Genomic DNA, 20,432 nt, shown 5'->3' with positions numbered 1-20,432 from the left:
TTCGGGGTCTGCGGTCCATGGTCAAGTTCAACGCCTTCTGTGTTGCCGCCGTCGCGCTGGCGCTGGGTGGTTGCGACGTGACGACCTCGGACGGCGGGCTGGGCCTCGGCACCGATACGATCGCCCGGGCCTATATCAGCACCAAGTCGGCCGTTGGCCTGTCCGAGGAAAACGCAGCGGCGGCGGTGACCAATGCCGCCTTTGGCGGGCTGATCGGCGCCAAACTCGGGGCGCAGCTCAACGACGAAGACCGCCGGCTGGCCTACGAGGCCCAGATCGCCGCCCTCGACCGCGGTGCACCCGGCGCGCCGGTGCCCTGGCGCAACGCCACGTCGGGACGCTATGGCAATATTGTCGCCGGACCGGCCTATAACCAGAAGGGCCGGGAATGCCGCGGCTTTTCCCACACGGTCACTGTGAATGGTGACCTCAAGACCGCCCGCGGCACCGCCTGTCGCAGCCCCGAAGGCACCTGGGCGGCCGCCTGATCCCGGTTCCTCAACGCCTTCTTAACGGGGCGCCTGCTACAAAAATCGGTGGCGATTTTCGGTTGTAGATCGACCGGAAAGCACGGATTCCTAGGCTGCATGAACAAAACCTCGATCGATCGCTTGCGGGAGTATTTGGCGCAACTGCCCGAGCAGTCGCAGATGCTGCTGATGCGCGAATATGAGCGCGCGATCGAGCGCGGCGAAGACGTCGTGGTCGCCAATTTCGTGCTCGACCTGCTGCGCGGCGTGGTTCGCGGCCACGAAAATGCAGTGCGCCCGCGCGTCGAGGATCCCACCCGTCTCGTCTTCAAATCGCTCGAGCCGTTCCTTGTCGAAGGTGTGGGCAATGTCCGGCCCGGACAGATCCGGCGCGCCTCGCTGCTGCCGATCTGGCAGTGGCTGGAGCGCGACGCCGCAGACGCCGTGCGCGAGTTCGAGGCGGCCGTCACCGTATCGCCCGAGCCGGGCGCTTCGGACATCGAGCGTGCGGTCAAGAAATTCCAGCAGGCGGCAGCAGCCGCCATTACCACTGCCACATCGGGCAATCGCGGCGCGGCCCGCATCGGGCCGACCCATGCGGTCGAAGACCTGCCGTCCATCGGCGCGGTGCTGAAGGCGCGCGAGCAACTGGACGGCTTTGCCGGCAAGCTGCCGAGCGTGCTGCGCAGCTTCGGCGATAGCCAGATCGCCTCGGTGAACAGCGCGCTGAACGTGCCGACACTGACCACGCCGCAGGTGCTGCCTTTCGCACTCTCGCTGGTGATGCAGCGGCTGGCGGCGCCATGGCAGATCATTCGTCTGGCGGTGAAGATCGCGGCCTCGGACGATGAAATCCGCGTGGCCGCCACGCCCTATGGTGTCGCCGTGACCATGGCGCTGTCCGATCTCAATCGCGTCGCGGCCGAACTGCGCTCCGATATCAGGCGCGGCAAGTTCGACAGCGCCCCCGAACATCTCAAGGTCGCCCATGACGGCGTGCGCGGCCTGCGCACCGAACTCGACATGCGCAACGATTCCACTTGGGGCCGCCAGATGGCGTCGATCCGGGTGGAGATTTCCTCGACGCTGCAGTCGGAGATCGAGAGCGTGCCGGGCAGGGTGCGGCGTTTGCTGCGCCAGCGCCCTGACAAGGATATTGCCGCGACGGCGACGATCGATTTCGCCGAGGTCGAGGAGACCGTGGCGCTGATCAATTTCGTCGCGGTGTGCCGGACCTATGCCAGCGAACTCGCCATCAACGAGGTGACGCTGCGGACCTATTCCGACCTGCAGCAATATGTCGAGAAGTCCACGGAGTCGCTGGTGCAGTCGCTGCGCGCCGGCGATGCCCGCGTCCGTAGCTACCGGCAGATGCAGGCCAAGGCCGCGATCCGCTTCTGCCAGGTGTTGTTCGGCCAGGAATATGCCTCGCTGATGAGCCGCGCCGCCGAACAGGCCATGGTCGTGGTCGAGCGCAAGCCTAAGCGGGCCGGCTAGGCCAGGCGATGCGAAATGGCTCGTCGGCGATGTGACATCCGCATCGCCTGATCCCGAGATCAGAGCGCCAATTGAATGCGATTGGCTTCGTTGCCGTTCTGTGCGGCCGGAACGGCACAGCAGATCAGGACTTCATCGTCGGCCACCGCAGCGGCTGGCTCTTTGACGTAGGTCACCACTCCCGCCAGAAGCTTCGTTCGGCAGGTGCCGCAATGTCCTTCCCGACAACTGAAATCGGGGCTCAGGCCACGCGATTCCGCGAGGTCGAGCAACGATCCCGACTCTGGTGTCCAGCGTGCTTCCTTCGCAGACTCCGCGAACACCACATGCACCGATGTCGACGACGGTGGTCGGCGCGCTGGTGCTGTCGCCGGGCTGTCAACGGTTCGTACCAGTGACGCGGGACCGAATGCTTCGGCGTGGATACGGTTGTCAGCGATGTTCAGTGCACGAAGACCGTCATAGAGCGACTGCATGAATCCGGAAGGTCCGCAGAGATAGTAATCGTAGTCGCCGACCGGCATGAACCGTGACAGCAGGGCCATGTCGATACGCCCCGCAGCGTCGTAGTCGGGGCCTTCTTCGGCATCCGTGATGTCGCCGAGAACTCGGATGACCCGGACTGCGTCTCCAGCGGAGGTCGCAAGTTCATCCAATTCGTTGCCGAAGGGGCGCTCGTTCTTCGAACGGGCTGCCTGAAAAAGCACGGTCGGTCGAATCTTGAGCGTCCGCAGCCCTTCGTAAATCACATGCCGCAGCATCGCGAGCATCGGCGTGATGCCGATGCCGCCCGCCAGCAGCACCGCTGGTCGCGCCTCAGCGGCATCGATCGTGAATTCACCGGCGGGCGCGCTTGCTTCGATCACGTCGCCAATATTGACGCCGTCGTGCAGCCGCTGCGACACGAGTCCGTCGCGTTTGACGCTGATGCGGTAGACGTGATCCGAAGGCGCGACCGACAGCGTATAGGTTCGGATGGCGGTCTTCTCCGCTCCGTCAATGGGTAGTCTGATCGGGAGATACTGCCCGGCACGATGAGGGAGGAGGCCGGCGCCGTCAGTCGGCTCCAGATGGAACGACCTGACCGTTGCGCTCTCATCGACGATGTTGATGACCTTGAACGGCCGCCATTTGGTCGCAAGTTCTGCAGCCCGCAGACGACCGGCTGCCTGCTCCCAACTGCCTGTCATGAGTGTGCTCGGAGCCCATCCGTCCGGCCGGAACGCCCAGCGCAGGGGCAGGGCACCGCGCCGAAGAACGACACGCCGCGCGTTGAATTGCCAGAGGCGCTCGGCGCCCTGGAAGGCGGCGATCTCCGGGGCGTCCAGCATGACCCGGGCGTCACCGGTCATCTGCAGCACGTCGCCGGTCTCGAAATCGACAAACAAGAGTCCGGCTTTGCCGTTGATGAGGATGTTGCCCAGCGTCGCGAAAAAGAGATTGCCTGCGAAATCCGGGATTGTGAGCGTACCGTCGTCGGCAACGCGAACGAAACCGGGATTGCCGCCGCGGCTCGAGACGTCGACCTGTCGACGAGATTCTCGCTCGACATAGGACGCGACAAAGAACATGTCGGCGGCTTCGATCATGCGGCGTGCCGTTGCGTCGATTTCGGCTTTCTCTTCGATATTTCCCGTAAACAGTTCGCGTGGATCGCGCACGAACTCGTAATCGCGGAGCTGGATGTAGCGCGGGCAATTGCCGAAACTTTGGTCGACGTCGAAATGGATCGCGTTGTTGTCCGACGGCCCGATGATGCCGTTGACGCGATTCCGGCGGCGCGTGTGAAGTTCGATGCCGAGCAGGCCGATTGCATCGCCCTCGTGCATACCTTCGCTGGCGGGATCGCTTGGCTCCCTGACGACATCGATATCGAGCGATTGCGCTGTTGGCGATGAGATGAAGCCGGGCTTGCCGGTGACAAATGTGGCCCATGCGTCACCTGCGCCGTCGACGCTGCCGAGCGCTATGAAGGGAATCTGGGCGTAAAAATCCCGGTGTTGCGTCGGCATGTAGTCCCGCACGATGCGCCTGCCGAGCTCATCCATGTGAGCCGAAACGCCGACCTTTTCCTGAATCGTCTTCTCGCCGGCGTGCCAGATGTCCAGTTTTGATAGCGACATAGTATCGGTCATCGGTCCGCTCTCGTTGGCAGTGTCGGGCGTATGCCTGGATACGCCCGACACACGCAGTTAAGCCGCAGCGGCGAGGCCGACGGGGGTCTTGGCGAAAGGCACGAAGCCGGGCAGCGCTTCGATGCGGCGCAAGAAGGCGGTCACCTTGGGATAGCCGGACAGATCGACATTTCCTTCCGGCGCGCTTGCGATGTAGCTGTAGAGCGCCACATCCGCGATGGTCGGACCATTGCCGACAAGCCAGTCGCGATCGGCGAGATGCGCTTCGACCAGTGCCAACAAGGCGTGCGCGCGCTCCATGACTTCCTCTGGATTGAAGTTCCTGCCGAAAACGGTGATCAGCCGTGCAGCGGCAGGACCATAGGCCAGTTGGCCGGCAGCGACAGACAGCCAGCGCTGGATGGCCGCGCTTCCCTGCGCGTCATCGGGCAGCCACTCGGCTCGGCCGGATGTCTTGGCGAGATAAACGAGTATGGCGTTCGAGTCGGAGACAATGGTGCCACTGTCATCGAGGACCGGCACCTGACCGAACGGATTGAGCGCAAGGAAATCCGGCGTCTTGTGTGCCCCCGACTTCAGGTCAACCTCGATGAGTTCGTGGGGCAGGCCAAGGAGCGAAGCGAACAGATGCGCGCGATGAGAGTGGCCGGACAGTGGATGGTGATAGAGCTTCATGATTGTGATCCTGAATTCGTGGTCGGGTCCATTCCCGTTCAGCGAATGCAAGTTGCTTCATGATCCGGCGCGCGAGAATGCACGCTCTGCGCACTTCATCATTGCGCCGGATGAAATAACCGCGGCCTTTGTCGGCGCGCGACAGGCCCGATAGCGGTTTCGTCAATCGCGTTGATGGGTCTTCCCGGAGGGCATCCACGTCGCGGAGGGGGCATTACTCGGAAAGCGGGCTCGCAGCCGCCGCAATCCTTGATCCAGAACAAGCGGCTGGACGTCGCGATGGCATAAAAGTCAATTGCGCGTCGTCGGTGGCCATGGTGTAACCCGGCAATGACGTCGTTTAGATCGACTCAAGACTACGCCGGAACCCATTGATGGCCTTATGGTTTGTGTTCGCCTTGATGACCGCCGCAGCGACTTTCGCCGTGTTGTGGCCGCTTGGCCGGACCCGCTCCGATGCCGGGGGCACCGAGGCCACTGTCTACCGGGATCAGCTCGCTGAAATCTCCCGCGATACCGCCGCCGGCCTGATCGGGCCGACGGAGGCGGAGGCGGCGCGTGTCGAGGTCAGCCGCCGTCTGCTGGCAGCCGTCGATGCCGAGGGCGCGGCGTCCGTGGGCAGCAGTCCCGGCTTTCGCCGCGCGGTGGCGCTGGTGGCGCTGATCGGCCTGCCGCTGCTGGCCATCGGCTTCTATCTGCCGCTCGGTTCGCCTGCCATGCCGGACTTTCCGCTCGCCGCGCGCAACCAGTCGCCCAGTCCCACCCAGCCGCTAGACAATCTCGTCGCACAGGTCGAGCAGCATCTCGAGAAAAACCCGACCGACGGCCGTGGCTGGACCGTGCTGGCGCCTGTGCTGGCGAAGATCGGCCGTACCGACGATGCGGTGCGCGCGTTCCGCAATGCGATCACCTATGCCGGCGATACGGCCGCGCGCCGCGCCGATCTCGGCGAAGCCATGGCGATGGCCGCCAATGGTGTCATCACAGCGGATGCCAAGACCGAATTCCAACGCGCTGTCGCGCTCGATGCCGGTGAGGTCAAGGCCCGCTACTTCCTGGGCCTCGCGGCCGAGCAGGACGGGCGTGGCAGCGACGCGGCGGTGATCTGGCGCGACATGCTGACAAAGGGACCTGCGGATGCGCCGTGGCGTCCGGTGGTCACGGCGGCTCTGGCGCGTGTCGGCGGCAGCGCTCCGAAATCAGGCCCGAACCTGCCGGCGCTGTCGGAAGACACGATCGCGTCGGTACAGGGCATGAATGCAGGCGACCGCAATGCGATGATCCATGGCATGGTCGACCGGCTTGCCACGCGGCTCAAGCAGGATGGCAGCGATGTCGAGGGATGGTTGCGGCTGGTGCGTGCCTATATGGTGCTCGGTGAGCGCGACAAGGCAAAGAGCGCGCTGGCGGATGCACGGGAGGCGGTCGGCACCGATGCCGAGCGGCTGCGCAAGCTGAACGATGGCCTGAAAGACACCGGGCTGGATGGGTAAACGCATGATGCCGAAAAGTGTGAAGCGGCTTTCGGAGAACATCATGCGTCTTGAAGGTGAAGCATGACGCGCAAGCAGCGACGATTGACGATGATCGGTGGAGCGCTGGTGGTGCTCGCCATCGCGGCCGGGCTGGTGCTGAACGCGCTGCGCGACTCCATCGTGTTCTTCTCGACGCCGCAGATGGTTGCCGAAAAGCAGATCCCCGTTGGCAAGCGCTTTCGTCTCGGCGGCATGGTCGAGCAGGGCTCGCTGGTGCGCGGCGATAATCTCGCCGTGAGCTTCAAGGTCTCCGATGGTGGCGCAACCTTGCCGGTGAACTACAAGGGCATCCTGCCGGATCTGTTCCGCGAGGGGCAGGGCGTTGTCGCCGAAGGCGCGATGGATGCGTCGGGCGTGTTCAAGGCCGATACGGTCCTGGCGAAGCATGACGAGAACTACATGCCGAAGGAAGTCGCTGACGCGCTCAAGAAACAGGGGCGCTGGCAGGAAGGCGAGGGCGGCAAGCCGGTGATGTCGCAGGGCGCCGCCAAGCCCGTGGTGACGCCTGCAAAACAGAGTGTTTTGCAGTGATTGCCGAAGCCGGACATTACGCACTGGTGCTGGCGCTCGCGCTGGCGCTGATCCAGTCGACAGTGCCGATCATCGGTGCGCGGCTGCGCGATCCCGCCTTGATGAATGTTGCGCGCTCGACCGCGCTGGCGCAGTTGCTGTTCGCCGGACTCTCGTTCCTGGCGCTGACGACGCTCTATGTCACGTCGGATTTCTCCGTCGCCAATGTGTTCGAGAATTCGCATTCGGCCAAGCCGCTGCTTTACAAAATCACCGGCGTATGGGGAAACCACGAAGGCTCAATGCTATTGTGGGTGTCGATCCTCGCGCTGTTCGGCGGGCTGGTTGCCGCCTTCGGCAATAATCTGCCGCTGTCGCTGCGGGCGCATGTGCTGGCGGTGCAGGGCTGGATCGCCGCGGCGTTCTATCTGTTCATCCTGATGACCTCGAATCCGTTCCTACGGCTGGCACAGCCGCCGCTCGAGGGGCGCGATCTCAATCCGGTGCTGCAGGATATCGGCCTCGCGGTGCATCCGCCGATGCTCTATCTCGGCTATGTCGGCTTCTCCATCGCATTCTCCTTCGCCGTCGCCGCGCTGATCGAAGGCCGCATCGATGCTGCATGGGCGCGCTGGGTGCGGCCATGGACGCTGGTGGCATGGATCTTCCTGACGCTCGGAATCGCGATGGGCTCCTATTGGGCCTATTACGAACTCGGTTGGGGTGGTTGGTGGTTCTGGGATCCAGTCGAGAACGCCTCGCTGATGCCATGGCTGTCCGGCACCGCGTTGCTGCATTCGGCCGTGGTGATGGAGAAGCGCAACGCGCTGAAGGTCTGGACCATACTTCTCGCGATCCTGACTTTCTCGCTGTCGCTGCTCGGCACCTTCCTGGTGCGCTCCGGCGTGCTCACCTCCGTCCATGCCTTTGCGACCGACCCGACGCGCGGCGTGTTCATCCTGCTGATCCTGTGCGTGTTCATCGGCGGCAGCCTGACGCTGTATATGTGGCGAGCGTCGTCGCTGAAGCAGGGCGGCCTGTTCGCACCGATCTCGCGCGAGGGCGCGCTGGTGCTGAACAACCTGTTCCTCACCACGGCCTGCGCCACGGTGTTCATCGGCACGTTGTATCCGCTGGCGCTGGAAATGCTGACCGGCGAGAAAATCTCGGTCGGTGCGCCGTTCTTCAATCTCACATTCGGCCCGCTGTTCGTGCCGCTGCTGCTGGCGATGCCGTTCGGACCGCTGCTGGCGTGGAAGCGCGGCGATCTCAGAGGCGTGACGCAGCGGCTGATGGCGGCCGGCATTGCCGCGCTGCTGGCGGTGGCACTCGTCTGGGCATGGACGACCGGCGGCGCGGCGCTGGCGCCGCTGGCGATCGGGCTCGGCGTGTTCGTGATCGCCGGATCGATCGTCGATATCGCCGAACGCACCATGCTGTTTCGTTTACCGTTCGGTGCGGCGTTCCGCCGTGCGCGCGGATTGCCGCGCGCGGCCTGGGGCACGGCCTTTGCTCATGCCGGCATCGGCGTCGTGCTGATCGGTATCGTCTGCGAGAGCACCTGGAATACCGAATATATCGGCACCATGCAGCCGAATGATGTGGCGAAGCTTGCCGGCTATGAGCTCACGCTCAAGGATGTGACGCAGCGGCAGGGGCCGAATTTCCGCGAGAGCCTCGCACGTTTCAGGGTGACGCGCGGCGGCGACGAGATCGGCGAGATGACGCCATCGAAGCGCAACTTCACCGCGCGGCAGTCCTCCACCACGGAAGCCGCGTTGCTGTCGCGCGGCGCCAGCCAGCTCTATATCTCGCTCGGGGAGGAAGCCGCGGGCGGCGCAGTTGCCGTGCGGATGTATCACAAGCCGCTGGTGCTGATGATCTGGTGGGGACCGGTGCTGATGGCTTTCGGCGGGCTGCTGTCACTGTCCGACCGACGGCTACGCGTCGGCGCGCCGAAGCCGGCCAAGGCGGCGCGCGCACTACAGCCGGCGGAGTGATGGCGTGACACGCATTGTCGCAAGCCTCATCGCCGTTATGTTCCTGCTCGCTGCGCCGCTCGCGCATGCGGTGCAGCCCGACGAGATCATGAAGGACCCGGCGCAGGAAGGCCGCGCGCGCAACCTGTCGAAGGAGCTGCGCTGCATGGTCTGTCAGAATCAGTCCATCGACGATTCCGATGCACCGCTGGCGCGCGACCTGCGCCTCTTGGTGCGCGAGCGTATCGCCACTGGCGAAAGCGACAAGCAGGTGCTGGATTTCCTGGTGGCGCGCTATGGCGAATTCGTGCTGCTGAAGCCGCGGCTCAACCTGCACACGCTGCTGCTGTGGCTGCTGACGCCACTGGTGCTGATCGGTGGTGGCGTTGCGCTATGGTGGCACAACCGGCGGCGGGGCAGGGCTGCAGGCGATGATGATGCCGTGATGACGCTCACCGCCGAGGAAGAAGCGCGGATCGAAAAGCTGATTGCCAAGGAAACGGTGCAGGACAAGCCGGTTTAGTTCGCCGACCCCGGCCAGCAGCCGACTATTGAAAGCTCGCATCTAGATCACGAGGCAAAGTCCCGAAAACAGCAACAAGCCCAGGATAATTCGTTTGAAGGCTGCTTCGTTGACCCGTCCGAACAGGACGATGCCTAAAGCCGTTCCAGCAGCCAAGGCGGGTAGAGACATGCCAAAGTTGATCAAGACCTTTAACGAAAGGCTGTGGTGCGAAAGCATGAGAGCAAGGGCGAAAAGCTGCATGACCCCGATGTAGGGTTGAACCAGACCGCGCTGCTGATTTTTCGGGAGACCATGGATGTCGCACCAGATCGCAGGAAGTGCGCCGGGCATCGCAGTCAATCCGCCGACCAATCCCCCACCAAACCCTACCAGCGCGTTTCTGCTCTGGCTCTCCATCTGACGCGAGCAGGCAGGCGTTGGCCGGAACAAGGCATATGTCGCGTAAAGGGATACGAGAGCTCCAAAACCCAGTCTGAAGGTTCCAGTACCCACATTCTGCAGGAGATAGATCGCGATCGGAATGCCTAGCAGTCCACCCGCGATGAAAACGAGGCTGGTTTTCCATTGCATGTTCTTGCGTAGCGCAAACAGAGTGGCCGCTTGTACAGTGATGCTGCAAGCCATCATCAATGGCACGGCTTCCATAGGCGGAAAAACGTGTAGCAGGACAGCACCGGCGACCGCCGAGAACGCAAACCCGGAAAGGCCGGAAACGAACGCGCCCGCAAAGACCGCCCCGCTTAGCGTCAAATAAGCCGCTATATCTGACATGGCATCGCTTCCTTTGGAACGGTGATCGTCTTCAATAGCGGGACCGCTGGGGCGTCCGAACTCACTCAAGCCATAACAACCAATCCATCTAGTCGCCGTGGATCGCCGTTGTTGCCGTTTCGATAGGTTGGATACTCGACACGTGGTTCAGCATGTATCCTCCGACAACGTGCAAAATGCCGAAGCCAGCCAGGACAGCGATTGCCCACGCTTTGAGAGGAGACGGAGGAGGCGTTGGTCGACGGATGTGGGAGCTCTTGGTAACTGCCATATCCAAATTTCCTTCTTGCATGCGTTCGGAAAATTCGACTGTCACTTTGAAAGCGCGCTCCTGCTTCCAACTGCCGAATTCAAGATCGGCTGCTGCTCAAGCGCGTCCAGTTGGGGTGAACGATATCGCTGGGTTCATACGCGAGCGATACGGCAGATGTCGTATTTCGTCGTCGGCAAGGAGGCTAATGTCGAAAGGCCCTGCGCCGCCGCAGGTGGCGCCGCCGTGGGAGATCAGCGCCGAGACGCGATCTCGACCGTGGCCCGGTGATCGCCAATCCGGGGCAGCTACACATCCTTTTAGCAACCGTCATTGGTTTATTTCTTAGCGCCACGGGATCAGCCGCCTGCCGGATGTCGCTGGTGAGGGGCGGCCAACCGTCAGTTGGCGCGGCCATCCCTTCGACCGGACCTGTCGAGATCATGGCATCGAGCATCGGCTCGCGGCTTTCCTGAACAGCTACAACTTCGCCAGGCGGCTGAAGACGCGGCCTCACTGCCCATGAAGCCATCTGTACGGCTTGGGCAAATGAACCATACCGCTTTCGGCTCAATCCGTTCCACTTCACCTCGGGACTGAACACCTAGGGCGAAAGGGGAGACGCGCGGGTTCTGAAGTTGCCGCGCTGGCTAAATTCAAATCGGTTGACGTCAAAATTCTTCGGATAGGTGTTTTCCAATTGTGGCGGTATCGGCAGGTTATAGCCGATCTTCAATTGGTTCATCAGGACACTGCGTAATCGCATCGATCCGGCAAGGCCGGCAGTCACGCAGGTGCCTGCCACATTCTCGAGTCCGGGGGCGCATGTGAATCGGGCCGCGGCAATCGAACTGGTAAGGACGCTGGCTCCAAAAGCGAGCGTGACGAGAAGGCCGGTGTTGAAACGTTTTGACATGTCGGCCTCTCTCAAAAATTCACGGTTGCGCCGCCGGCGACGACCCAGGCGTCGCCGGACATGAATGGCACTAACGGAGCGAAGCCGGAGGTCCCGGAGTTTCATTCTCCCGAATCCAGACCCGCTCGACCCTGCCATTGATGTTGATCTTGTTGGTGACATTGTAGTTGGCGACTCCGCCCACCGCCCAGCGGGTCTTGGCCGGCACGAAGCTGAACGTCGCAGCATCATAACCATCGTGGTCGCGATAGAGATAGCCCGCGGTGGGGCCGACGGTGAAGCCGTTGGCAAACCTGTAGTTCAATCCGGCATTGACCCTATACAGGTTGCTGTTGGAATTGAACCCTTCCGGAATCAAGGCCAACCCGCCAGGATCAAGAATCTCATTCTTGTTGGTATGGGTCCAGAAACCATCGCTGTAGATCGACCACCTTTGATCAAAGGCATAAGATGCACTGCCGGAAATCGTCGTGCGCGGCCCGACCCTGTACTTGTCGTAGCCTAGCATGCCGAACTGGCCGGATTGCGAGATGCCGTCCCAGGAATAGGACCCGGAGCCCTGCAGCGAGAGCGGCCCATTGGAATATCCAAGCGCGGCGGTCACCGTTGTCTCGTCGCCGTTCTTGATACTGATGGTATCGGTGGTCAGGCCCGTAATCGGGTTGAGGGCTTCCTTGTTGAAGGGGTTGCGCTGGGTATAGCCACTCGACAGGGTCAAAATCAGCGCCTGCGACAGCGGAATGTTGACGCCCGCAGTCGGTCCGAAATTCCAGCCTTCGCCATAGGTGCCCTGGTCGACGAGATCGCCGTCCATGCGCGCGAAGCGCGAGTTACCGTAAAGTGCGGACGTTCCGGTCGGGGCGTTGATCAGCATTGCGACGAAGGGCTGGAAGCCGGTGAAGCCATTGTAAGTGGCGGTGCCCGAGAGCTGCGTATCGACCGGCGTATCGACCGAGCCGCGTTCGCCGGATGTTGATTGCGACGAAGAGACAAAGCCCCCCCGCAGCACGAATTCGAGTTTCCAATTGGGGTTGGGATTGCCTGTCAACAACAGTGACATCGGCGCGTAAAGTTGCGTTCCCTGACCGACGCCGTTCAGGGGGGCAGCATTGGTCGGAAAGCCTCGGGTATTCCGCCAACTGAAATAGCGGACTTCGCTGTTGTAGCTGATGTTCCACAACTGATCGATCGACTGCACAACGGCCTTGATCGGCATATCGGCTGCAAGCGCCTGACCTGGAGCACCTCCGCACGCAACCACGACCGCACCGGGAATTAATAGTCGCATAAAATACCCCCGCCGCCCAAAATTCCAGAACGCATTTCACAGCATTACGGACAAATTTCAAAGTCAGTAATGTTCCCCCAAACAGAGCTGGTCTGTGGAGGAATGACGCACCGGTTACGGAGTAGCCGCGGCGAGGGCGGCCCGTATTTTGTTTGCTAGTATAGAAAAGGCCGCCTGGAGGCGCCCCCGAAACGACCAGGTCGTAGCCGCGGTTTGGTCGGTTATTGTTTTCCGATATACTTCAGACCGACATAGGGGCCGTTGAGGCTGAAGTTGGTGTTGTTACCGTTGCGGATCGTCGAGCCGGAGGAAGGCGAACCGGAAAAGTAGTTTGAGGGCGGTTTGGCCTGCGAGAGATTTAGCGCGCCGTTTTTCATCGTGTATGACGGTCGCTGGCCAAGCCCGCCCTGACTTTGGGCGAGCGCGTCGTCTGAGGCGGCCAAGTAGCCACCCGACGCCAAGACAGAGCCAACTACGGCAATTTGTTTCATGAACATGTTAGATATCTCCTGTGTGACATCCACTCATCCTCGCGGTCAATCGATTGACGTGCACTTCGCCACTCATGCGACCGACTTTGGAATCAAAACGTCGCCGTTGCCTCATAATAGCTAGAGGAACGCGCTCGCCTGCATGCCGCTCACCACTTGTATCCCAAGACAGGTTTATAGGGGCCAGAAGCGCTGTTACCGTTGCGGATCGTCGAACCGGACAAGGAGTTTGAGGGCGATTTGGTCTGCGGACCGGCGAGATTTGGCGTGCCGTTTTTGACCGTCTGCGAGGGGCGCTGGCCAAGCCCGCCTTGACTTTCGGCCAGCGCGCCATCTGAGGCCGCCAAGTAGCCGCCCAACACCAAGACGGCACCAACTACGGCAATTTGTTTCATGAACATGTCAGATATCTCCTGTGTGACATTCACTCGACATTCCCTGCTCACCACTGGTACCGCGCGACACTTTCGCCTGCGTAGCTGCGCGTCACGTTGGAGAACTCATCCTCGAAGATCGCCGTCGTCGTGCGAGACTTCCCGAAGCGAAGCTGCTCGTCTTGATAGCTCCGTTGATGGCACACTTCTGCTCTCAACTGCCGAATTCAGAATCTGCCGCTGTTCTAGCGTGCCCAGTCGGCACGAAAGATATCGTTGGGTTCAGTCGCAAGCGATACGGCAGATGCCGTATTTCGTCGTCGGTAAGGAGGCCAGGGCCTTTTCCGTTTCGATAGAATCGAAACGGGGCTCTAGATTCGTTATTCTGACGCGTTTTCTTGACGCGAACCGGGTCCACTTTGCTGGAAAACGCTCTGGTATCGAAAGGCTTTGCGCCGCTGCAGATGGTGGCGCCGTGGGAGATCAGTGCGGAGACGCGATCTCAACCGTGGCCGGGTGATCGCCAATCCGGGGCAGCTACATATGCTTTTAGCGACCGCTATCGATTGATTCCTTGCCGTCAACACAGGCTGTAACGATCGCTTCGTGCAATTCCTCGCCGGTGATCGGCTTGTGCAGAATACGATGACCGCTGGCGATGGCTTCCTTGATCCGCGACGGCGAGGTATCGCCGGTCACGATAACGGCAGGGACCGAGCGGCCGATATGGGCGCAAAGAGCCTCGATAGCGTCCAGGCCTGTAGACCCATCTCCGAGGCGGTAGTCGGCAATGATCAGATCGACCGGTGCCTTGCCGGACTCGATCGCCTCGGCATGAATCTGTTGCACCTCGGCGGCAGATCGGCCGGCATAGACGCGATGCCCCTGCAGTGTGAGCAACTGCACCATGATATCGAGAACATCCCTCTCGTCTTCCACGACCATGATGCCGACGGCGATGCCGGCTGGTGATGCCTTGTTGTCGGGCAAGGGAGTTTCCGCCGCACTGGCTATCGGAACCGTAACGGAAAACATCGAGCCGCGCCCGGTGACGGAGACCAGCTTTAGCGGATGTTGCAGCAGTACGGCGGTGCGGCGAACGATGGCGAGGCCAAGGCCGAGGCCAAGCGCGCGATCCCTCGCCGGGTTCTGCAATTGTACGAATTCCTCGAACACCATTGCTTGCTGATCTGCGGGGATGCCGGGGCCGGTATCCCATATCTGGATTTCCACCGAAGCGTCGCGCCTACGGCAGCCGAGCAGAACGCCGCCGGATCTCGTGTATCGAAAAGCGTTCGACAGCAGATTGTCCAAAACCCGTTTCAGCATCATGGGATCGCTGTCCACCAGCAGACGGCTTTCAACAACACGCCAATCAAGGCCGCGATCCTTCGCCACGGGCGCGAATTCGTTGCCGAGTTGATTGAAAAGTTGGGACAAATTCACCGTCTCCTTCGCAACAGTGACGACGCCGGCATCGAGCCGGGAGATGTCGAGCAGTCCATTCAGGAGGGCGCTGAGATTGCCGACAATGGATTTTGCCTTGCCGGCCAGATCGCGAGCATCGCCGGATGCGACAGCGCCGCGGTGACCCAGCGCCGCGAGCGTGGCGATCAGTAGACTCAAGGCATGGATCGGCTGGCGCAGGTCATGACTGGCGGCCGCAAGGAAACGTGTTTTCGCATGATCGGCCGCTTGCGCGCGGTCGCGTTCTTCCTGCAGGTGGCTCACCAGTTCGACATTTTCCAGGCGCAACCTGATGGTCTCACGCAGCATGTGGTACGTTGTGCGGCAGTAATAGAGATTGATGGCCACAAGCCCCGCAAGCAGGGAGAGATATGCGCCGGAGATGTCACCTCCATTGGTAATCGAGCGTACGGTGATCGGAAGCACCGTTGCGATGATCGAGCCGACGAGAGCAGGCGGAAAGGCCGAGAGCGACGGAACTGTGCCGCAGATCAGACCGGTCAAGACAATGACCGTGAATGAAAAAGGAATGGGCGCCTCAGGAAGGAACCCAACCCAGCCGAGCATTCCCCATAGCAGGCCTGACACGCAGGAAAACGCAGCCGCAAGCCAGGCCCATCGCAACGCGGACGTCGGCTCTCTATCTCGGCTGAAGAACCGGCGCGCCGCCAGAACGCGTATGGCAGTGAGCAGATACAATGCGCCGAGCCATCCGATCAACCAGCTCGCCGATACGACGCTCCTCAGTACGTATGCTGCCGCCAGGGAGATGAGGATGTTGGCGACCACCACCCCGTAGGAATTGCGATACAAAAGCTCGACGAGCGCCTCGCGTATCTTGTCTTCTTGCATCGAAACCTCTTCGCGCGCCGGTAGGTGCGGCGGCTTCGTTCGCGAGTTGCGCGTTGCGCTAGCCCGCTGGAAGGCCGAGACGAATTGCGTAGGCTGTCAATTCAGCACCGCTGTGCAGATCAAGCTTCCGCATCAGATTCTCGCGATGTTTCCGGGCGGTCAGCGGGCTAATGCCGAGCCGGCTGGCGATGTCGCGGCTGGTGGCACCGTGAGGGATCATCCCCAGGATTTGCCGCTCGCGCCGTGTAAGCGTGACCGGAGATATGATCGCAGCCGTGGGCTCCGGGGAGACGTTCGGTCCGTCATGCTGGTCCACCGCAAAACGAACCTCCTCCGCCACATAGGTGTTGCCTTTTCTGATGGCATCGATTGCAGCGATGAGCTCGGATGGATCGCCGCTCTTGGTCAAATAGCCATTCGCGCCTGCAGAAAAAGCTGCCCGAACGGAACGTGGCTCAACATTGGCAGTGACGACAAGAACTCGCAGCTCCGGCCATTCGGTTCTCAGGTTAGCTATGAACTGAAACCCGTTCACACCCGGCATGCCGAGATCGAGTATGAGAAGATCGGCGGAGCTTTCGTTCAGCAGCCGGTGAACGGCTTCACCATCCGCGGCTTCTCCACTGACTGTTAGCTCGTCGACGGTCGATAGAAGCTGTTTCAGACCTTGCCGAATGAAGGCATGATCGTCGGCAATGATCGTCCTCACCAGTCCGCTCATGTATCGCCCCGCTACAACGGCACTAGGATATAAATCATATCCAATCAAAGATTGGGAGCCATGCATTCATTTGCCCGACGATCTTAATACAGAATACGCGAGTTGCCGTATTTTTACATATGGCCGCTGAGGCTCAGGACTCATTGAATCCGTGCGCTCGACCGCACTCTACCCGGCTTGCCGACGAAGAAGGGCCGTGTCGGGACGATGACCCAGGACTACAAACGGCACGACCACCCTGTTTGCGGCCCTGAATATCCTCGACGGCACCGTTATCGGCCGCAATATGCAGCCCCCGCCGGCACCAGGAGTTCATCCGCTTCCTCAACACCATCGAGGGCCAGGTGCCGGCACGAAGGCGATCCACGCCATCATCGACAACTACGCCAACCACAAACATCCCAAGCTGCAAGAATGGCTGGCCCGGCATCCCGCTGGACGTTCCACTTCACACCAACCTCGGCACCATGGCTCAACGCTGTCGAAGGCTTCTTCGCAAAGCTTGCGAGACGCCGCCTCAAACGCGGCGTGTTCCGATCCGTCGATGATCTCAAAGCCGTCATCGATCGCTTCGTTACCAAAACCAACACCGATCCAAAGCCCTTTGTCTGGACGGCCAATCCCAAACTCGTCCGCGACGCTATCAAACGGGGGAAGCGTCAATCCACTAGTGCAGCTGTTGTCGCGGCCGGCGTCTATTCGGCGGGCAACACCGCCTGGATGTTCCGGCCGGTCCGTTCAATATGCTCCCGCAGGATCCGCGTTGCATCGCGCGTGCGCCGCTCGATCATCGCATGGGCCATGGCAGTGTGTTCTGCAGGCACATCGCGATCCGGCTGATGTTTCTTCAGGAAGATGCGGCGATAGCGATCGCTCTGGTCGTGCAGCGTCGCGCAGAACTGCCGCAGCAGCGGCATCTGGCATGCCGAGATCAGTTCGGCATGGAAGGCGCGATGCGCAATCTCCCAGGCTTCCTGTTCAGCGGCCGAGCGTGAGCCGCGCTTGCAGCGGCTGAGCTGATGCAGCGAGCCGAGCACGCGTCCTTCCCAGGCGACATCACCGTGTTCGATGGCTTCCTTGACGGCGAGGCCTTCGAGTTCGACGCGCAGCCGAATGATCTCGGCGAGATTGCTCGCCGAGACCGGCGTGACGCGATAGCCGCGCTGGTCGATCAGCGCGACGAGTCCGTCATTCTCCAGACGACACAGCGCTTCGCGCAGCGGGCTGAGGCTGACGCCGAAGGCGGTGCGCAGGCGATCGAGATTGAGTTTGCTGCCCGGCAGCAGGTCGCCGCGCATGATCGAATCCCGCAAGCGGGCGACGAGCGTGGTGGACAATGTGGTCGGGATCGCGCCGGCCGTAGTGGTGTGTGCGGTGCTCATGATGCCTGTCCGATGCTCTCGAAACCGTAGAGCGAAGCCGGATTATCCACCAGTGCCAATTGCTGCGCTTTGGGATCCGGCAGCCAGAGCGGGATGAGATCGACGAGGTCGCCATCGTTCGGCATCGCGACCGGGCAGATCGGATGTGGCCAGTTACTGCCCCAGAGGATGCGGTCGGGACGCGCTTCGACCACGCACGCGATCATCGGCAGCATGTCGCGATGCGGATAGGGCTCTGCAGAGAGGCGATACAGGCTGGCGAGCTTGATCCAGCAGCGGTCGGTGTCGAGCAATCGCAGCAAGGTTTGGAACGGTTCGGAATCGACGCCTTCCGCGGCGCTGATCCGGGCGAGGTGATCCAGCACGAACGGACTGCGGACCTGCATCAGTTGAGGCGCGACATCGACCAGTTCGCTCGCTTTGTTGAAATGCAGCACGAGATGCCAGCCGAGATCGAAGGTCTCGTCCGCGAGGCCCGCCAGATGCGCAAAGGATGCGCCGCCGCTGACGACGTGGGACATGCGGCAGCCGCGCATGCCGCGGAGGTGCATGTCTTCGAGCGCCTGTTGCGGCAGGCCCGACGGGATCACGGCAACCCCGCGCAACCGTTTCGGATTGAGGTCGAGGGCCGCGAGGGTCGCACTGTTGTCGGTGCCGTGAGCGCCGCCATGCACGATGACGGCGCGGTCGATCCCGAGCGTTTCGTGGAGCTGCATCAGGTCGGCATAGGTGCAGTCTTCGGGCGTGTAGCTGCGCTGTTCGCCGAACGGAAATTCGGCCTGCGGGCCGAAGACGTGGACGTGGGTATCGCAGGCACCACGCGGCATCACGAATGCCGGCCGCTTCGGATGGCGATCGGGGCCGGGGCAGGGCTTCGGTGCGGCGCCAGGCGTATGCGCACTCATCGTGGCAACTCCCTTCAAATAAGCGATCTTTGTTCGCTGAAAATAAACGGTGGCAATCAGCCGATTTGACGACAGCCTTAAGTAGTGCCAACATAAAATCGACGAAGCAAGAAAAATCGATTATTTGGAGGTTCGCATGCGGCACGTGGTTTCTGCACTGGTGGCTCTGGTCATGGTTTCGCTGGTCGGCCAGGTTGCCCATGCAGGGTTTCCCGAACGCGGCATCAAGATCGTGGTGCCGTTTCCGGCCGGCGGATCGAACGACGTCGTTGCCCGCTTGCTTGGCACCAAGCTGCAGGAGCTCTGGGGACAGCCGGTGGTGATCGATAACCGTGCCGGCGGCGGCGGCAACATTGGCGCGGATGCAGTCGCGCGCTCACCCGCTGATGGCTATACGTTGCTGTTGACGGCGCCCGGACCGCTCGCGGTCAATCAGTCGCTCTACGCGCAACTCCCCTTCAATCCTGCGCAGGATTTCACGCCGGTGGCGTTGATCGCGTCGGTTCCGATCGTGTTGGCGGTCAATCCGGGCGTGAAGGCGACGACGGTGGCTGAGCTGATTGCGCTCGCCAAGGCGTCGCCGGGCAAACTCAATTTCGGCTCGTCCGGCCTGGGATCAACCAATCATCTGGCGGGCGAGCTGCTGAAGGCGCGCGCCGGTATCGATATCGTCCATGTGCCGTATCGCGGCGCGGCGCCGGCGATGAACGACCTGATCGCCGGTCAGATCCCGATGATGTTCGACAACATGCCTGCCATTCGTCCGCAGGTTCAGGGCGGCACGATCCGTGCGATTGCCGTGGCCGGCGCTGCGCGTTCGCCTCTGTTCCCGGAGCTGCCGACCATGGCGGAGGCGGGTGTCGCGAATTTCGAGGCGTCGTCATGGTTTGGCCTCGTCGCGCCGGCCAAGATGCCGCCGGATGTGACGAAGGTGCTGATCGACGGGGTGACCAAGGTGCTGAAGGACCCCGACATGGTGAAGCGTCTCGCCGATGTCGGCGCCGAGCCCGGCACATTGTCAGGCGACGCATTCGCTGCGTTTCTGCGCACGGAGTCGGAAAAATGGGGCCAGGTGGTGAAGACAGCGGGCGCCAAGGTCGAGTAGGACCTCGGCGGTAATCGATTTGAAAACGGGAATCATATGACGAAGAAAATTGCTGAGCTCGACGAGCTGAAGTCCCGCTACGAGACCATGATTGGCTTTACGCCGCCGAAGATCGCCAAGCGGCTGGAACTGGGCATGCGCGTCGATCCCGCTCTGGTCACGGCGCTGGAGGACTGGCGCATTGCGGCGCTGACGCCGACAGCACTGGACCAGAAGACCGTGCAATTGATGGCGTTCGCAATCCTGCTGGTCCAGACGTCCGAAGCTGCTGCCAATCACGCAAAGGCTGCGATCAAGGCCGGGGCTACGCTTGAGGAACTGCACGCAAGCGCCGGAATCGCGGCGCTGTTCCGCGGCGTTGCAGCCTTCAACATGGCCGGCGAAATCCTGGCCGGTCTGTTCCCGGAGACGGGTCAAAAGACCGGCGGTTGATACCGCCGCTGCATCTGCCGATATCGGGGTGATTCAGGCGCGGTTTTCCCTGCGTCACCCCGCCACACCTGTATCCGCCAGATTACCAAACCTTAATTCCCCTGCCAGCCCGCGGTAAGGTGGAAACCTCCATCTTCAGATCACACAAGGC

19 protein-coding genes and 1 pseudogene are annotated in these 20,432 nt (G+C 61.6%); 9 read left to right on the top strand and 11 right to left on the bottom strand.

Features of this window, described 5'->3' with window-relative positions; all coding sequences use genetic code 11:
• Positions 1-17 precede the first annotated feature (17 nt).
• Together AB7951_RS16955 and AB7951_RS16950 are read left to right on the top strand one after the other, a co-directional pair.
• On the top strand, positions 18-488 hold the full coding sequence (locus tag AB7951_RS16955) for an RT0821/Lpp0805 family surface protein (RefSeq protein ID WP_120290890.1): 471 nt from the start codon (positions 18-20) through the stop codon (positions 486-488).
• A gap of 99 nt (positions 489-587) precedes the next feature.
• A complete protein-coding gene (locus AB7951_RS16950; RefSeq protein ID WP_120290892.1) occupies positions 588-1,967 on the top strand; it encodes a hypothetical protein in 1,380 nt (459 codons plus the stop codon).
• A 59-nt stretch (positions 1,968-2,026) separates the two neighbouring features.
• On the opposite strand, the gene AB7951_RS16945 is transcribed toward AB7951_RS16950, so the two are convergent.
• A complete protein-coding gene (locus AB7951_RS16945; protein WP_120290894.1) occupies positions 2,027-4,102 on the bottom strand; it encodes a 2Fe-2S iron-sulfur cluster-binding protein in 2,076 nt (691 codons plus the stop codon).
• A gap of 57 nt (positions 4,103-4,159) precedes the next feature.
• Positions 4,160-4,777, bottom strand: a complete 618-nt coding sequence (locus tag AB7951_RS16940; RefSeq protein ID WP_120290896.1) for a glutathione S-transferase — start codon at positions 4,775-4,777, stop codon at positions 4,160-4,162.
• Between the two features lie 374 nt (positions 4,778-5,151).
• Here AB7951_RS16940 and ccmI point away from each other — a divergent pair, with 374 nt between their 5' ends.
• The 4 genes from ccmI to AB7951_RS16920 all read left to right on the top strand — a co-directional run bounded on the left by ccmI (position 5,152) and on the right by AB7951_RS16920 (position 9,324).
• Positions 5,152-6,270: a c-type cytochrome biogenesis protein CcmI gene (ccmI, locus tag AB7951_RS16935; protein WP_120290898.1), complete on the top strand. Its 1,119-nt coding sequence runs from the start codon at positions 5,152-5,154 to the stop codon at positions 6,268-6,270.
• Positions 6,271-6,333: 63 nt separating this feature from the next.
• Positions 6,334-6,843, top strand: coding sequence for a cytochrome c maturation protein CcmE (gene ccmE / locus AB7951_RS16930; protein WP_089267088.1), 510 nt, complete (start codon positions 6,334-6,336; stop codon positions 6,841-6,843).
• Positions 6,840-8,822: a heme lyase CcmF/NrfE family subunit gene (locus AB7951_RS16925; RefSeq protein WP_120290900.1), complete on the top strand. Its 1,983-nt coding sequence runs from the start codon at positions 6,840-6,842 to the stop codon at positions 8,820-8,822. Before ccmE ends, AB7951_RS16925 begins: the two co-directional genes overlap by 4 nt.
• Before the next feature lie 4 nt (positions 8,823-8,826).
• On the top strand, positions 8,827-9,324 hold the full coding sequence (locus tag AB7951_RS16920) for a cytochrome c-type biogenesis protein (RefSeq protein ID WP_120290902.1): 498 nt from the start codon (positions 8,827-8,829) through the stop codon (positions 9,322-9,324).
• 42 nt (positions 9,325-9,366) lie between these two features.
• Here the strand turns inward: AB7951_RS16920 and AB7951_RS16915 are convergent, their stop codons facing one another.
• From AB7951_RS16915 to AB7951_RS16885, 7 genes are all read right to left on the bottom strand, one after another.
• On the bottom strand, positions 9,367-10,098 hold the full coding sequence (locus AB7951_RS16915) for a sulfite exporter TauE/SafE family protein (protein ID WP_120290905.1): 732 nt from the start codon (positions 10,096-10,098) through the stop codon (positions 9,367-9,369).
• Positions 10,099-10,952: 854 nt separating this feature from the next.
• Complete coding sequence (locus AB7951_RS16910; RefSeq protein ID WP_120290907.1) at positions 10,953-11,264, bottom strand: hypothetical protein; 312 nt, start codon at positions 11,262-11,264, stop codon at positions 10,953-10,955.
• Between the two features lie 70 nt (positions 11,265-11,334).
• Positions 11,335-12,552 (bottom strand): outer membrane beta-barrel protein, encoded by a 1,218-nt coding sequence (locus AB7951_RS16905; protein ID WP_441255925.1) that lies wholly within the window; start codon positions 12,550-12,552, stop codon positions 11,335-11,337.
• A 221-nt stretch (positions 12,553-12,773) separates the two neighbouring features.
• Complete coding sequence (locus tag AB7951_RS16900; protein ID WP_120290911.1) at positions 12,774-13,049, bottom strand: hypothetical protein; 276 nt, start codon at positions 13,047-13,049, stop codon at positions 12,774-12,776.
• Positions 13,050-13,192: 143 nt separating this feature from the next.
• The gene (locus AB7951_RS16895) at positions 13,193-13,444 is read right to left on the bottom strand and encodes a hypothetical protein (protein ID WP_120290913.1); all 252 of its coding nucleotides are present in this window, start codon (positions 13,442-13,444) and stop codon (positions 13,193-13,195) included.
• A 522-nt stretch (positions 13,445-13,966) separates the two neighbouring features.
• Positions 13,967-15,736 (bottom strand): ATP-binding protein, encoded by a 1,770-nt coding sequence (locus AB7951_RS16890; RefSeq protein WP_120290915.1) that lies wholly within the window; start codon positions 15,734-15,736, stop codon positions 13,967-13,969.
• A 58-nt stretch (positions 15,737-15,794) separates the two neighbouring features.
• Positions 15,795-16,457 carry a response regulator transcription factor gene (locus AB7951_RS16885; RefSeq protein WP_120290917.1) on the bottom strand — a complete coding sequence of 221 codons (663 nt, stop codon included), beginning with the start codon at positions 16,455-16,457 and terminating at the stop codon, positions 15,795-15,797.
• 147 nt (positions 16,458-16,604) lie between these two features.
• Between AB7951_RS16885 and AB7951_RS16880 the strand changes: the two are divergent.
• A pseudogene (locus AB7951_RS16880) lies at positions 16,605-17,111 on the top strand (IS630 family transposase); the annotation flags it as partial.
• 41 nt (positions 17,112-17,152) lie between these two features.
• Here AB7951_RS16880 and AB7951_RS16875 read toward each other — a convergent pair.
• Both AB7951_RS16875 and AB7951_RS16870 read right to left on the bottom strand, forming a co-directional pair.
• Positions 17,153-17,839 carry a GntR family transcriptional regulator gene (locus AB7951_RS16875; RefSeq protein WP_120290919.1) on the bottom strand — a complete coding sequence of 229 codons (687 nt, stop codon included), beginning with the start codon at positions 17,837-17,839 and terminating at the stop codon, positions 17,153-17,155.
• Positions 17,836-18,744 (bottom strand): amidohydrolase family protein, encoded by a 909-nt coding sequence (locus AB7951_RS16870; RefSeq protein WP_441255924.1) that lies wholly within the window; start codon positions 18,742-18,744, stop codon positions 17,836-17,838. Before AB7951_RS16870 ends, AB7951_RS16875 begins: the two co-directional genes overlap by 4 nt.
• A 136-nt stretch (positions 18,745-18,880) precedes the next feature.
• On the opposite strand from AB7951_RS16870, the gene AB7951_RS16865 reads away from it, so the two are divergent.
• The gene (locus AB7951_RS16865) at positions 18,881-19,849 is read left to right on the top strand and encodes a Bug family tripartite tricarboxylate transporter substrate binding protein (protein ID WP_089267096.1); all 969 of its coding nucleotides are present in this window, start codon (positions 18,881-18,883) and stop codon (positions 19,847-19,849) included.
• Positions 19,850-19,885: 36 nt separating this feature from the next.
• Positions 19,886-20,281, top strand: coding sequence for a carboxymuconolactone decarboxylase family protein (locus AB7951_RS16860; RefSeq protein ID WP_120290923.1), 396 nt, complete (start codon positions 19,886-19,888; stop codon positions 20,279-20,281).
• Positions 20,282-20,432 lie beyond the last annotated feature (151 nt).

Origin of the sequence: Tardiphaga sp. 285_C5_N1_2 (assembly GCF_052076065.1) — a bacterium.
GTDB classification, from domain to species: domain Bacteria; phylum Pseudomonadota; class Alphaproteobacteria; order Rhizobiales; family Xanthobacteraceae; genus Tardiphaga; species Tardiphaga robiniae.
Note: the sequence above shows the minus strand (reverse complement) of the source record. Positions and strands in the feature narration are given on the sequence as shown.